We start from the raw sequence: 12,808 nt of genomic DNA, 5'->3' as shown, positions 1-12,808 counted from the left end.
CTCAGACTTCCAGCGTCAGCACGACCTCGTCGATCTCCTCGCCGCGGGCGTTCGCATAGCCCGTCGCGCGGGCGGTGGGGCGGAAGCCGCACTTCGTCAGGACACGCAGGGAACCCCCGTTGTCGGCGGCGGCGCGGGCGTACAGGGGGCGTTCCGGTACCTCGGTCAGCAGCGTGCCCAGGGCGGCGGTGGCGATGCCCCGGCCCCAGTACGTGCGGTCGATCCAGTACGTGACCTCGCGCTCGCCCGGCTCCCCGTACACCGCCGCGCTGCCCACCACGTCACCGTCGGCCAGGACCGTCCGCACCACGTCGGCGGAAGACCGCTGCTTCTTCCACTGCGCCTCGAAGGCGTCCCAGTCGGCCGGGTCCCTCGGGGTGAAGGCCGCCATGTGCAGGGCCTGAGGGTCGTTGAGCTGCCGGAAGAAGACCGGCAGGTCGCTGTCGTGGACGTCGCGGAGTGCGACCTGCATCGTTCAGAGCCTCCGGGTGGCGAGGGTCAGCCGGTCACGGGCGTCGAACAGCGCGTCCTTCACCATCTGCTCGTGTGCGGGGGTCAGCCGCGCCACCGGCACCGAGCAGCTGATCGCGTCGCGCGCAGGGGTGCGGTAGGGGATCGCCACGCCGAAGCAGCGCAGCCCCAGCGTGTTCTCCTCGCGGTCCACCGCGAAGCCCTGCTCCCGCACCTGGTGCAGCTCCTCGATGAGCTTCTCCCGGTCGGTGATCGTGTGCTCGGTCAGGGCGGGGAGGGTCTCGGGCAGCATCTTGCGGACCTGCTCGTCCGAGTAGGTGCTCAGCAGTGCCTTGCCCAGGGACGTGGAGTGCGCGGGCAGCCGGCGGCCCACCCGGGTGAAGGGGCGCAGATAGTGCTGCGACTGCCGGGTGGCGAGGTAGACGACGTTCGTGCCGTCCAGACGCGCCAGGTGGATCGTCTCCGTCGTGTCGTCCGAGAGGCGGTCCAGCGTCGGGCGGGCCGCCGCGACCACCTCGTCGCCGTCGATGTACGACGTGCCGACCAGCAGCGCCCGGACACCGATGCCGTACCGCGTGCCCGTCGCGTCCGTCTCCACCCAGCCCAGCTCCACGAGCGTGCGCAGTAGCATGTACAGACTGGACTTGGGATACCCGACGGCCTCCTGGACCGCCGCGAGGGAGTGCATACCGGGGCGTCCGGCGAAGTACTCGAGCAGTTCAACCGTCCGTACCGCGGATTTGACCTGCGCCCCGCCGCCTGTCTCGGCTGCCGACATCGCCCTTGACCCCTTCGTTCGACGGGAAATAGTCTCCAACAGCATATTCATCATCAGAGACGGCGTTCAGCATATCGAACGACCCTGGTGGATGACCCTAGATACTGCGGCAATAAAGCAGCAAATACGCCGAAGGAAAAGCAACATGGAGGGACCCGCGGTGGCAGCAGCACCAGTCTGGAGTGTCGACCCCCGAACCGGGAAGCAGCGCGAACAGGTTGCGGTGGAGGCCACAGCCCAGGAGGTGGACACCACCGTCCGCGCCGCGCACGCCGCGCGGGGCGCCCTCGCCGACCGAGCGGTCCGCTCGGCCTTCCTGCGCGCCGCCGCCGACGGCCTTGAGGCGTCGAAGGACCACCTCGTCGAGGCCGCCGACGCCGAGACCGCGCTCGGCCCGGTCCGGCTGACCGGCGAACTCGCCCGCACCTGCTACCAGCTCCGGGCTTTCGCGGACATCGTCGACGAGGGCGCCTTCCTCGACGTCGTCATCAACCACCCCGACGACACCGCGACCCCGCCGATCCCCGACCTGCGCCGCTACAAGGTGCCGCTCGGCGTCGTCGCCGTCTACTCGGCCTCCAACTTCCCCTTCGCGTTCTCGGTCGCCGGCGGCGACACCGCGAGCGCGCTGGGCGCGGGCTGCCCGGTCGTCGTCAAGGCCCACCCCGACCACCCGGCCCTGTCCGAGCTGGTCGCGTCCGTCCTGCGCCGGGCCGCCGCCGCGCACGGCATCCCCGAGGGCGTCGTCGGTCTCGTCCACGGCTTCGAGGCGGGCATCGGGCTGATCAAGCACCCGCTGGTCACCGCGGCGGGCTTCACGGGTTCCATTCGGGGCGGGCGTGCCCTCTTCGACGCGGCGGCCGCCCGGCCGGTGCCGATCCCGTTCCACGGTGAGCTGGGGTCGCTGAACCCCGTCGTGATCACGGAGGCGGCGGCCGCGGAGCGCGCCGAGGCGATCGGCGCGGGCCTCGCCGGTTCGATGACGCTGGGCGTCGGCCAGTTCTGTGTGAAGCCGGGGCTCGTTCTCGCCCCGTCCGGCGCGCCGGGCGACCGTCTGCTGAAGTCCCTGACCGACGCCGTCAGCGACACCGAGGCCGGGGTCCTTCTCGACCACCGCATGCGGGACAACTTCGTCGCGGGCGTCGCCGAGCGCGCCGAACTCCCGGACGTCGACTCGCCGGTGACGCCGGGTGCGGGCGGCGAGCACACGGTGAGCGCCGGCTTCCTGACGGTGGCGGCGGACAAGCTGACCAGCGAGGGCGCCTACGACCTTCTGCTGGAGGAGTGCTTCGGGCCGGTGACGGTCGTGGCCCGCTACGACGACGACGCACAGGCCCAGGCCGTGCTGTCCCGTCTCCCCGGCAACCTCACCGCGACGGTTCACCTGTCGACGGAGGAGGCGGCCGGCGAGGGGCGCGGCGCGGAGATCCTCGCCGAGCTCACACCGCTCGCCGGCCGTGTGCTGGTGAACGGATGGCCGACGGGTGTCGCCGTGGCTCCGGCCCAGCATCACGGCGGTCCGTACCCGGCCACGACGTCGACGTCCACTTCCGTGGGCGGTACGGCCATTGAGCGGTGGCTGCGGCCGGTCGCGTATCAGAACGCACCGCAGGCGCTGCTGCCGGCGGAGCTGAAGGACGACAACCCGCTGGGGCTGCCTCGTCGGTTCAACGGGCGCTTGGAGCGATAGCGCCGTAGGGGGTGCGGTGGATTGCGGGCTGCCGGTCGGTTGTGGCTGGTCGCGCAGTTCCCTGCGCCCCTGAGCCGCGCACCTGCCCCTGAGATGAACAGGTACCGGACGTGGTAATTCCCGAACTGCCTTTTCCCCTCCGTACCTACGGCCCCGACGGCAGCTGGTCCCACGAGGACGGTGTTCTCACCGGATGGGCCGGGCCCCGCCAGGACCGGTTCGTGCCGCCGACCGGCGAAGGGCTGGACCCCGCCTCCGACGCACCCCGTCTGCTGGGCGACCCCGAAGGGGACTTCCAGCTGATCGCGCGCGTCACTGTGGGTTTCGCCGGGGCATTCGACGCGGGGGCGCTCTACGTCCATGTCGGTGAGCGGGCCTGGGCCAAGCTGTGTCTGGAGTACTCCCCGGATGTGGCCACCGTCTGTACGGTGGTCACCCGGGGACACTCCGACGACGCCAACTCCTGGGCGGTGGACGGCAGTTCCGTCTGGCTCAGGGTGAGCCGGACCGGCCGTGCCTTCGCCTTCCACGCCTCCCGTGACGGAGCGCGCTGGACCTTCGTCCGCCTGTTCACCCTGGGGGACGAGAAGGAGACCGGCGCGGCTCTGGTCGGCTTCATGGCGCAGTCGCCGATGGGGGAGGGGTGCGTGGTGACGTACGACCACATCGAGTTCCGGCCCACCTGGCCGAACGACCTGCGAGACGGAAGCTGAGCGGACCCGTCACACGAACCTTGGCCGCGCCGATCCCCGGACTCACCGGCATCCCCGCCTCGAAAGCGCCGGAGACCAGCGCATCGAGCGTGCCAAGGCGCTCCTGGAGGCCACCGGCCCGCCCATGGGCCAGGTGGCTCGCGAGAGCGGCCTCGGCACGTCCGACTCGCTGCGGGAGCATCTGGTCCGGCGGACCGGGCTGACGCAGAGCGCGTACCGGGCGCAGCCCAGCCGCCTGGGAACCGGAACGCCCACCGCCACTTGACGGCAGCCCGCCGAGTGGGCGCACGTCCCTGGGGGCTCCGCCCCCAGACCCCCGACCTATGCCCACCCGCCACCCGTCTCGGTCGGCCGAGAGGTGGCCCGTGCCCGCCCGCAACCGGCGCCGCAAGGTGCGCGCACCCGCACCGCGGCGAGGCGGCACCGGGACGGCGTACGCTCCCGCACTCGCACCCGCACCGCGGCGAGGCCGTACCGGGACGGCGTACGCTCCCGCACTCGCACTCGCACTCGCACTCGCACTCGCACCGCGGCGAGGCGGCACCGGGACGGCGTACGCTCCCGCACTCGCGTACGGCGGCAAGGGGACGTGTCGGGGGGTGTCCGCCCGCAGCGGTTGGCGCGTCAACGCGTTCGCCCCCCGTAAGAAACCGATTCCGCGCCGTTCCGAGGACGGACACCCCCCGACACGGCCCCGACCCCACCACCACAACCCGCGCTCGGGAATGAACCCCGCTTCTTGAACGTTCATGCACTCGCCGGAGGGAGCCTCCGTGCCCGCACGACCTGGAGAGAGCCGAGAACATGCGCGTCGAGATCTGGTCGGACATCGCCTGTCCCTGGTGCTACGTGGGCAAGGCCCGCTTCGAGAAGGCGCTGGAGGCCTTCCCGCACCGCGAGCAGGTCGAGGTGGTGCACCGGTCGTTCGAGCTGGACCCCGGCCGAGCCAAGGGCGACATCCAGCCCGTGCTCACGATGCTCACCAAGAAGTACGGAATGAGCGAGTCGCAGGCCCAGGCCGGCGAGGAGAACCTCGGTGCGCAGGCCGCCGCCGAGGGGCTGGAGTACCGCACCCGGGGCCGCGACCACGGCAGCACCTTCGACATGCACCGCCTCCTGCACCTCGCCAAGGAGCAGGGCCGCCAGGACGAGCTCCTCGGCCTGCTCTACAAGGCCAACTTCGCCGAGGAGCGGTCCGTCTTCTCCGAGGGCGAAGAGCGGCTGGTGGAGCTGGCCGTCGCCGCAGGGCTCGACGCCGACGCCGTACGCAAGGTGCTCGCCGACCCGGCCGCCTACGCCGACGAGGTCCGCGCCGACGAGCGCGAGGCCGCCGAGCTCGGCGCGAACGGCGTGCCCTTCTTCGTCCTCGACCGCAAGTTCGGCGTCTCCGGCGCCCAGCCCGCCGAGGTCTTCGCGCAGGCGCTGACGCAGGCGTGGGGCGAGCGTCCGCCGCTGCAGCTGATCGACCGGGGGAGCGCGGAGGCATGCGGTCCTGACGGGTGCGCGGTGCCGCAGCACTGAGGAACCGTGCAGGTGGGAGCGTATGTATAAGCATCGCTAAGGGGAATCACGTAAAAATTCGCAATGGACCATAGGTTGTCAGGGCCTCACAGTGAAGACATGGAGACCTTCGAGAGCCTGGTCCGTTCCGAGTTCGCCCCGAAGAACACCTTCCTGAACACCGCGAGCAACGGCCTGCTGCCCGCCCGCACCGTGGCCGCCCTTCAGGAAGCCGCGCTGATGCGGGCCGACGGCAGGCCGCTGGACGCGCTGTACGACGACGTCGAGACCGCCCGGGCCGCCTTCGCCCGGCTGGCCGGCGTCCCGGCCGGACGGGTGGCGGCGGGCTCGTCGGTCGCCGCCCACACCGGGCTGGTCGCCGCCTCGCTGCCCGCGGGCGCCGAAGTCCTCACCGCCGAGGACGACTTCACCTCCGTCGTGAACCCCTTTTACGCCCGCGGCGACCTCAAGGTGCGGGCCGTGCCGCTGGAGCGGATCGCCGAGTCCGTCCGCCCGGGCACCGCGCTCGTCGCGGTCAGCTCCGCGCAGTCCGCCGACGGACGGATCGCGGACCTGCCGGCGCTCCGGGAGGCGGCCCGGGAGCACGGCGCCCGCACGTACGTCGACGTCTCCCAGTCCGCCGGCTGGCTGCCGATGGAGGCCGACGCGTACGACTACACCGTCTCCGTCGGATACAAGTGGCTACTCGGGCCGCACGGGGTGGGTTTCCTCGTCGTGCCGGAGGACTTCGAAGGGCTGACGCCGATCCTGGCGGGCTGGGTGGCTGGGGAGAACCCCTGGGACAGCTGCTACGGCCCCGTCACCGAACTCGCCCACTCCGCCCGGCGCTTCGACCTGCCCCCGGCGCTCTTCTCGTACGCGGGACTGCGCCGCTCGCTCGAACTCCTGGAGGAACTCGGCGTCGAGGCCGTCCACGCCCACGACCTAGCCCTCGCGGACCGCTTCCGCGCGGGCCTCACCACGCTGGGCCACGAACCGGTCCCCGCCCCCGGCTCGGTGATCGTCTCCGTCCCCGGACTCGGCCACCGCCAGCCCGACCTGAGCAGTGCCGGCATCGAGGTCTCCAACCGCGCGGGCAACCTGCGTGCCTCCTTCCACCTCTACAACACGACGACGGACGTGGACCGGCTGCTGGACGTCCTGTCGGGCTGAACCGGTGGCGCGGGCCCGCCGGGGACGCTAGGAAGGGGCACAGGGGTGGTGGTGCCGTTGGAGTCCACGGACAAGACGTCCGTCGAACCGTCTGCCGACGCGGAGTTGCACCGGCGGCTGGTCCACGGCGACGAGTCGGCGCTGGCCGAGGCGTACACGGTGTACGGCGGGCTGGTGCAGCGGGTGGCCCTGCGGGTCACCCGCAGTCCGGCCGCCGCCGAGGAGGTGGCACAGGAGGTCTTCGCCCAGCTGTGGAGCAGGCCGTACGCCTTCGACGCGCGCCGGGGCACCCTGCGCACCTGGCTGTCCGTGCTCGCCCACCGGCGGGCCGTCGACTGGGTGCGCAGCGAGGCCCGGCACCGCAAGGACGCCCGCGCCGACGACGCCGCGCTGCACACGATCCCCGACGCCGCTCCCGGCCCCGACGAGGCGGTCGTCGACCGGGAACGCTCCCTGCTGCTGCACTCCGCGCTCGCCGAACTACCGCAGCCGCAACGGGAGGTCGTGCACCTCGCCTACTTCGCGGGCCGCACCTACCGGCAGGCCGCAGTCGAGCTCGGCATCCCCGAGGGCACCGCCAAGACCCGGCTGCGCACGGCGCTGCGCACCTTGGCCGTATCTTTGGCGGATTCAGCGGATTCAGCGGATTCGCCCGACCCGCCCGACCCGGCGTGGGAAAGAGGCGCATGATGGCGATCAGGGAAGCCGTCGAGGCCAGGGAAGGAGGTGCGCGATGACCACGGAGCACGACGCCGTACGGGACCTGCTGGCCGCCTGGGCCTTCGGCGCCCTGGAACCGGCCGACGAGAAGAAGATCCCCCGGCACCTGGCCGAGTGCGAGGACTGCGCGGCGGAGGCGGAACGGCTGCGGGAGACGGTACGGCTGCTGGACGGGCCGCAGCTGAACGCATCCCCGGCCCGGCCCGCTGCCGACCTGCTCCGGCCCGCCCTGCGCCTGCGCCAGGCCGCACCCCGGGTGGCCCCGCACGCCGCCCCCTACGCCGCCGCCGTCGCCGGGCTCAAGGCGTTGCTGCGCGAGGCGGACGGCCGCTGGGGCACCCCGGTGGTGCACGACTGGGACGTGCACGCGACCGTCGCCCACCTCCTCGCCGCCGACGAGCCCCTGGCCGGCCGGCTGGGAGTCGACACACGGGTACGGCCTTCGACCATCGACGAGGACGCGCCCTGGGAGGACGCCTGGAACCGGCGTACCGCCCAGGTCATCGCCCACGAGCACGGCCGTACGCCCGAGGAGACCGTCGCCGACTGGGCCGCTCAGGCGGAAGCGCTGCTCGCGACGCCCGAGGCGCGCGATCCCGAACGGGCCGCGCCCGCCGTGACGTTGATGGGGATGCGGCTGCCGGTGGCCGAGCACTTCCTGGTGCGGGCCTTCGAGGTGTGGATCCACACCGACGACATCGGCCGCGCCCTCGGTCTGGCGGTCCCGCCGCCACCCGAGGCACACCTGTGGCAACTGGTCCGGCTGGCCGTCCGCATCCTCGGCCTGGCCCTCGGGCCCACCGCGCCGCCGGTGCTGTTCGCGGTCACCGGCGGCGACGAGTGGGTGCTGGGTTCCGAGGACGAGCCCGTACGCGCCGAACTCACCCTGAGTCCCGTCGACTTCTGCCTCCTCGTCGGCGGACGATACGCGCCCGACGAGGTGCCGCGGGGCGCCGACGGCGACGCGGCAGCCGTACAAAACGTGCTGGAGCGGGCGGCGTCACTCGCATGGCTGTGACACCGCCCGCTCCGACTCGGTTCACTTCACGGGCGTGAAGTCCCGCGCCCCGATGAACTCCGGACGCCGTACCGGCGCCGCGAACGGCTCAACCGCCTCGTTCTCCACGCTGTTGAACACGATGAAGACGTTGCTGCGCGGGAAGGGCGTGATGTTGTCGCCCGAGCCGTGCATGCAGTTGCAGTCGAACCAGGTCGCCGAACCGGCCTTGCCCGTGAACAACTTGATGCCGTACTCGCTCGCCATGGCGGTCAGCGCCTCGTCGGACGGCGTGCCGGCGTCCTGCATCTGCAGCGACTTCTTGTAGTTGTCCTTCGGAGTGGCCCCCGCACACCCGAGGAACGTGCGGTGCGACCCCGGCATGATCATGAGACCGCCGTTGGTGTCGTAGTTCTCGGTGAGCGCGATCGAGACCGACACCGTCCGCATGTTCGGCAGACCGTCCTCGGCGTGCCAGGTCTCGAAGTCGGAGTGCCAGTAGAAGCCGCTGGCGCCGAAGCCGGGCTTGACGTTGATCCGCGACTGGTGGACGTACACGTCCGAGCCGAGGATCTGCCGGGCCCGGCCGACCACGCGCTCGTCACGCACGAGGTTCGCGAAGATCTCGCTGATCTTGTGCACCTCGAAGACGGAGCGGATCTCCTGGGTCTTCGGCTCGACGATGGAACGCTCGTCGGCCCGGATCGCGGGATCCGTGACGAGCCGCTCCAACTCGCTCTGGTAGAGGGGTACTTCGTCCGGGCCGATGAGCTGGTCGATGGCGAGGAAGCCGTCGCGATCGAGGGACTGCAGCTCGGCGTGGGCGATCGGCCCGGGCGTGCCGGGCGCGGACCACACGACCGGGTCCTTGCGCTCAGTGGCCACCTCGGTGGCGCCACGACTGGGGTAGAGATCGGGGATCCTGGTAGCGGTGGTCATGGTGATGTCACACCTCCTCGGGTTCGGTGAGCAACGGGTAGACACCGTTCTCGTCGTGGTCCTCCCGGCCGGTCACGGGCGGGTTGAAGACACAGATGCAGCGGAAGTCCTCCTTGATCCGCATCGTGTGCCGCTCGTGGCCGTCGAGCAGGTACATGGTCCCGGGCGTGATCGAGTACTTCTGCCCGGTCTCGTCGTCGGTGAGCTCGGCCTCGCCCTCGACGCACACAACGGCCTCGATGTGGTTCGCGTACCACATCGACGTCTCCGTACCCGCGTACAGGATCGTCTCGTGCAGCGAGAAGCCGACCTTCTCCTTGGCGAGGACGATGCGTTTGCTCTCCCAGGTGCCGGACTCGGCCTTCACGTGCCGGTCGGTGCCTTCGATGTCCTTGAACGAACGGACGATCACGGTGCTGCGATGCCTCCTAGGTGGATGTGCGGATGGTCAGGCGGTCTCGCGGACGGCGCGGGCGAGGATGCTCAGCCCGGCGTCCAGTTCCTCGGGCGTGATGGTGAGGGCCGGCAGCAGCTTCACGACCTCGCTCTCCGGGCCCGACGTCTCGACGAGCAGCCCGAGTTCGAAGGCGCGCTGCGCGATCCTGCCGGCGCGCTCCTTGTCGTGGAACTCCATGCCCCACACGAGCCCGCGCCCCCGGTACTCCTTCACGTCGGCGAGGTTCTCCTCGGTGATGGAGATGAACGCCTGCTCGACCTGCTCGCCCCGGGCGCGGGTCTGCTTCTCCATCACGGAGCCGTCAGCCCAGTACGCCTCCAGCGTGGCGGTGGCCGTGACGAAGGCGGGGTTGTTGCCGCGGAAGGTGCCGTTGTGCTCGCCCGGCTCCCAGATGTCCAGCTCGGGCTTGAACAGGCACAGCGACATGGGCATGCCGTAGCCGCTGATGGACTTGGACACGGTGACGATGTCCGGGGTGATGCCCGCCTCCTCGAACGAGAAGAAGGCACCGGTACGTCCGCAGCCCATCTGGATGTCGTCGACGATGAGCAGCATGTCCTGCCGCTCGCACAGCTCGGACAGCGCGCGCAGCCACTCCGGGCGCGCCACGTTGATGCCGCCCTCGCCCTGCACGGTCTCCACGATCACGGCGGCGGGCTTGTTGAGCCCGGAGCCCTGGTCCTCGAGCAGCCGCTCGAACCAGAGGAAGTCAGGGACCTTGCCCTCGAAGTAGTTGTCGAACGGCATCGGTGTCCCGTGCACGAGCGGAATGCCCGCCCCGGCCCGCTTGAAGGCGTTGCCGGTCACGGCGAGCGAGCCGAGCGACATCCCGTGGAAGGCGTTGGTGAACGACACGATCGCCTCGCGCCCCTTCACCTTCCGCGCCAGCTTCAGCGCGGCCTCCACGGCGTTGGTGCCGGTCGGCCCGGGGAACATGACCTTGTAGGGCAGGTCGCGCGGCCGGAGCACCAGGTTCTGGAAGGACTCCAGGAAGGCCCGCTTGGCGGTGGTCGACATGTCGAGCCCGTGCGTGACGCCGTCCCGCTCCAGGTAGTCGATCAACGCCCGTTTGAGGACGGGGTTGTTGTGGCCGTAGTTCAGCGACCCCGCTCCGGCGAAGAAGTCCAGGTACTCGTGGCCGTCCTCGTCGTACATACGGCTGCCCTGCGCACGGTCGAAGACGGCGGGCCAGCCGCGGCAGTAGCTTCGCACCTCGGATTCGACGGTCTCGAAGATGCTGAGGTCGGGCTGGGTGATGGTCACGACGAATCGCTCCTCGTTGCGTGGGGGGTCAGGCAGAGGGAGTGAGGGACAGGGGGCCGATGCGGTAGAGCACTTCGGGGTCGTGCGGCCCATCGGGGAACAGCGCCGCGTCGAACAGCACCTCGCGCTCCAGCCGGGCGCCGTGGCGCTCGGCGAACGACGTGAACAGGCGCTCGGAGGCGGTGTTGCCCGGAGTGATGGTGGTCTCGACGGTGGTCACCCCGCGCTCGGCGGCGGTCCGCGCGACCAGCCCGTCCAGCAGGGCGGCGGCGAGCCCGCGGCCGCGCTGCGCCTCGTTCACCGCCACCTGCCAGACGAGCAGGGTGCCGGGGCGGTCCGGCCGGACGTAACCGGTGACGAAGCCGACCGGCTCGCCGCGCTCGTCACGAGCGACGGCCGACGTGGCGGCGAAGTCGCGACACCACAGCAGATAGCTGTAGGACGAGTTCAGGTCGAGGACCTTCGAGTCCCTTGCCATCCGCCACAGCGCGGCTCCGTCCGCCACCGCCGGGCGGTCGATTTGCAGGTCTGCTTGTGCGGCAGTCATGCGGATTGAATTTACCGAGGGAAATTGAAAAATGCATCGCCGGTCGGGGTTACGTACGGGCGCTGCCTGTGTTAGTCGCGTGGGCGCGTGCGGAGAAATGTTCCGGTTTGGCCGGTAAATAAGGAGCGAAACGGGCAGGATGTGTAACGCGTCACAACCATGTAATCCCCACGAGATCTGCCCGTATTCCACCGCTCGGCGTTCGCAGAATCTTTGCGTTTAGGTTGAGAAAAAGCGGGCAGAAGAATACGGGAAGCTACTCGGAATTGAATTCCCGGAATTATATCGGAATTAAACGCCGGTTACCCCGTCGATCCGCTCTCGCAAAATGTCCGCGGGCCCGTCCGGCGTGTGAGCGGCGGCGGCGAAGAAACCAGGACCTCGGCCGACGCCGGCCACCGCTACCGCCACGCATCCTCCGCGGCCCGCAGCGCCCCCTCCACATCCACGCTCAACCCCTTCGCGGCCAGCGCGGCACCGAGCGCCGAAAGACTCGCCCGCACCGCACCCCGCGTGGCATCCACCCCGTAGTGATTGACCCGGATCATCTCCTTGGCCAGCGCACCCCCACCCGCGACCAGCGGCACGGCAGGATCCGACTCCAGTGCCCGCGCCACCAATTCGGACGCCACGACGTCCGACGGAGCCCTCAGTGTCGTGGCAACCGGCGCAGCCTCGGCATCCTCGTACACATACGGCTCCAGGCCCCCGCCCAGTGCCCGCGCCCCGGCCCGCGTCGCCGTGGCGGCGCGCAGGTGCCGGTCCATCACGGCATCCAGCCCCGCCGCCTCGATCCGCTCGACACACGCCTGAAGCGCCAGCATCTCCAGTTGGGCCGGCGCGTGCAGCAGCGCCTTGCGTCCACCGTCGATCCACCGCTCCTTCCAGTCCAGCAAGGCGAGGTACGACCGCCGCGGCGCCCGAGGATTCGCCGCCATCTGCGCCCACGCCCGCTCGCTCACCGACACGGCCGAGACCCCCGCGGGCCCGCCCATCGCCTTCTGCGCCCCGATCACGCACAGGTCGACGCCCCACGCGTCCGGCAGCACCGGCTCGGCGCCGATGGAGGCGACGGCGTCGAGGTAGAACAGCGCACCGTGGCGCCGTACGACCTCGCCGATCTGAGCCACCGGGTTGGTGTTGCCGGTCGCGGCCTCCGCGTGCACCAGGGACACGAAGTCGATCTCGGGGTGCTCGGCGAAGGCCTCCCGGATCTGCTCGGCGGTGACGGCGGTGTGGAAGGGCACCGCCAGGTCGATCACGGTCGCGCCGCAGTCGCGCAGCCAGTCCCCGAAGGTCTGCCCGTACGGGCCGGTGATGACGTTGAGCGCCGTGGTGCCCGGTCCGGCGGTGGAGCGGATCGCACCCTCCAGTGGCAGCAGCGCCTCGCCCTGCGTGATCACGACGTCCTGTTCGGTGCTCAGCAGCCGCACCACACGGTCCTCGATCGACGCGAAGTGCGCCGCGGTCAACGGGGCCAGATCCAGAAACGGGTGCGTCACGGTGGTGCTCTCTTCACTCACGAGGTAACGAGTCTCACTCAAGGGGTAGAGGTGACGA

General features: G+C 70.6%; 13 protein-coding genes and 1 pseudogene. 7 read left to right on the top strand and 7 right to left on the bottom strand.

From position 1 onward, the window contains the following. Position 1: 1 nt before the first annotated feature. Positions 2 to 472: a GNAT family N-acetyltransferase gene (locus ADK57_RS44620; RefSeq protein ID WP_053755499.1), complete on the bottom strand. Its 471-nt coding sequence runs from the start codon at positions 470 to 472 to the stop codon at positions 2 to 4. 3 nt (positions 473 to 475) lie between these two features. Continuing rightward, positions 476 to 1,249, bottom strand: a complete 774-nt coding sequence (locus ADK57_RS44615; protein ID WP_030679188.1) for an IclR family transcriptional regulator — start codon at positions 1,247 to 1,249, stop codon at positions 476 to 478. 160 nt (positions 1,250 to 1,409) lie between these two features. Between ADK57_RS44615 and ADK57_RS44610 the strand changes: the two genes are divergently transcribed. From ADK57_RS44610 to ADK57_RS44585, 7 genes and pseudogenes are all read left to right on the top strand, one after another. Beyond that, entirely contained in the window at positions 1,410 to 2,939 is a 1,530-nt protein-coding gene (locus ADK57_RS44610) for an aldehyde dehydrogenase (NADP(+)) (RefSeq protein ID WP_078973684.1), read from the top strand. A 110-nt stretch (positions 2,940 to 3,049) separates the two neighbouring features. Then, positions 3,050 to 3,652 carry a DUF1349 domain-containing protein gene (locus ADK57_RS44605; protein WP_053755498.1) on the top strand — a complete coding sequence of 201 codons (603 nt, stop codon included), beginning with the start codon at positions 3,050 to 3,052 and terminating at the stop codon, positions 3,650 to 3,652. A gap of 76 nt (positions 3,653 to 3,728) precedes the next feature. Further along, a pseudogene (locus ADK57_RS48570) lies at positions 3,729 to 3,917 on the top strand (AraC family transcriptional regulator); the annotation flags it as partial. Between the two features lie 539 nt (positions 3,918 to 4,456). Then, complete coding sequence (locus ADK57_RS44600; protein WP_053755497.1) at positions 4,457 to 5,173, top strand: DsbA family oxidoreductase; 717 nt, start codon at positions 4,457 to 4,459, stop codon at positions 5,171 to 5,173. A 99-nt stretch (positions 5,174 to 5,272) separates the two neighbouring features. After that, positions 5,273 to 6,325 (top strand): aminotransferase class V-fold PLP-dependent enzyme, encoded by a 1,053-nt coding sequence (locus ADK57_RS44595; protein ID WP_053755496.1) that lies wholly within the window; start codon positions 5,273 to 5,275, stop codon positions 6,323 to 6,325. Between the two features lie 45 nt (positions 6,326 to 6,370). Further along, positions 6,371 to 7,015: an RNA polymerase sigma factor gene (locus tag ADK57_RS44590; RefSeq protein WP_053755495.1), complete on the top strand. Its 645-nt coding sequence runs from the start codon at positions 6,371 to 6,373 to the stop codon at positions 7,013 to 7,015. A gap of 43 nt (positions 7,016 to 7,058) precedes the next feature. Then, positions 7,059 to 8,063 carry a maleylpyruvate isomerase family mycothiol-dependent enzyme gene (locus tag ADK57_RS44585; RefSeq protein ID WP_053755494.1) on the top strand — a complete coding sequence of 335 codons (1,005 nt, stop codon included), beginning with the start codon at positions 7,059 to 7,061 and terminating at the stop codon, positions 8,061 to 8,063. A 21-nt stretch (positions 8,064 to 8,084) separates the two neighbouring features. Here the strand turns inward: ADK57_RS44585 and thpD are convergent, their stop codons facing one another. The 5 genes from thpD to ADK57_RS44560 form a co-directional block, all read right to left on the bottom strand. Further along, the gene (gene thpD / locus ADK57_RS44580) at positions 8,085 to 8,981 is read right to left on the bottom strand and encodes an ectoine hydroxylase (protein ID WP_053755493.1); all 897 of its coding nucleotides are present in this window, start codon (positions 8,979 to 8,981) and stop codon (positions 8,085 to 8,087) included. A gap of 7 nt (positions 8,982 to 8,988) precedes the next feature. Then, positions 8,989 to 9,393 (bottom strand): ectoine synthase, encoded by a 405-nt coding sequence (locus tag ADK57_RS44575; RefSeq protein ID WP_053755492.1) that lies wholly within the window; start codon positions 9,391 to 9,393, stop codon positions 8,989 to 8,991. 36 nt (positions 9,394 to 9,429) lie between these two features. Next, positions 9,430 to 10,701, bottom strand: a complete 1,272-nt coding sequence (ectB, locus tag ADK57_RS44570; protein ID WP_053755491.1) for a diaminobutyrate--2-oxoglutarate transaminase — start codon at positions 10,699 to 10,701, stop codon at positions 9,430 to 9,432. Positions 10,702 to 10,729: 28 nt separating this feature from the next. Further along, positions 10,730 to 11,248 carry a diaminobutyrate acetyltransferase gene (ectA, locus tag ADK57_RS44565; RefSeq protein WP_053755490.1) on the bottom strand — a complete coding sequence of 173 codons (519 nt, stop codon included), beginning with the start codon at positions 11,246 to 11,248 and terminating at the stop codon, positions 10,730 to 10,732. A gap of 401 nt (positions 11,249 to 11,649) precedes the next feature. Continuing rightward, complete coding sequence (locus tag ADK57_RS44560) at positions 11,650 to 12,750, bottom strand: pyridoxal-phosphate-dependent aminotransferase family protein (protein WP_053755584.1); 1,101 nt, start codon at positions 12,748 to 12,750, stop codon at positions 11,650 to 11,652. Positions 12,751 to 12,808 lie beyond the last annotated feature (58 nt).

It is taken from the genome of Streptomyces sp. MMG1533, assembly GCF_001279775.1.
In the GTDB taxonomy this organism is placed as follows: Bacteria; Actinomycetota; Actinomycetes; order Streptomycetales; family Streptomycetaceae; genus Streptomyces.
This window is presented reverse-complemented; position numbering and strand designations above follow the sequence as displayed.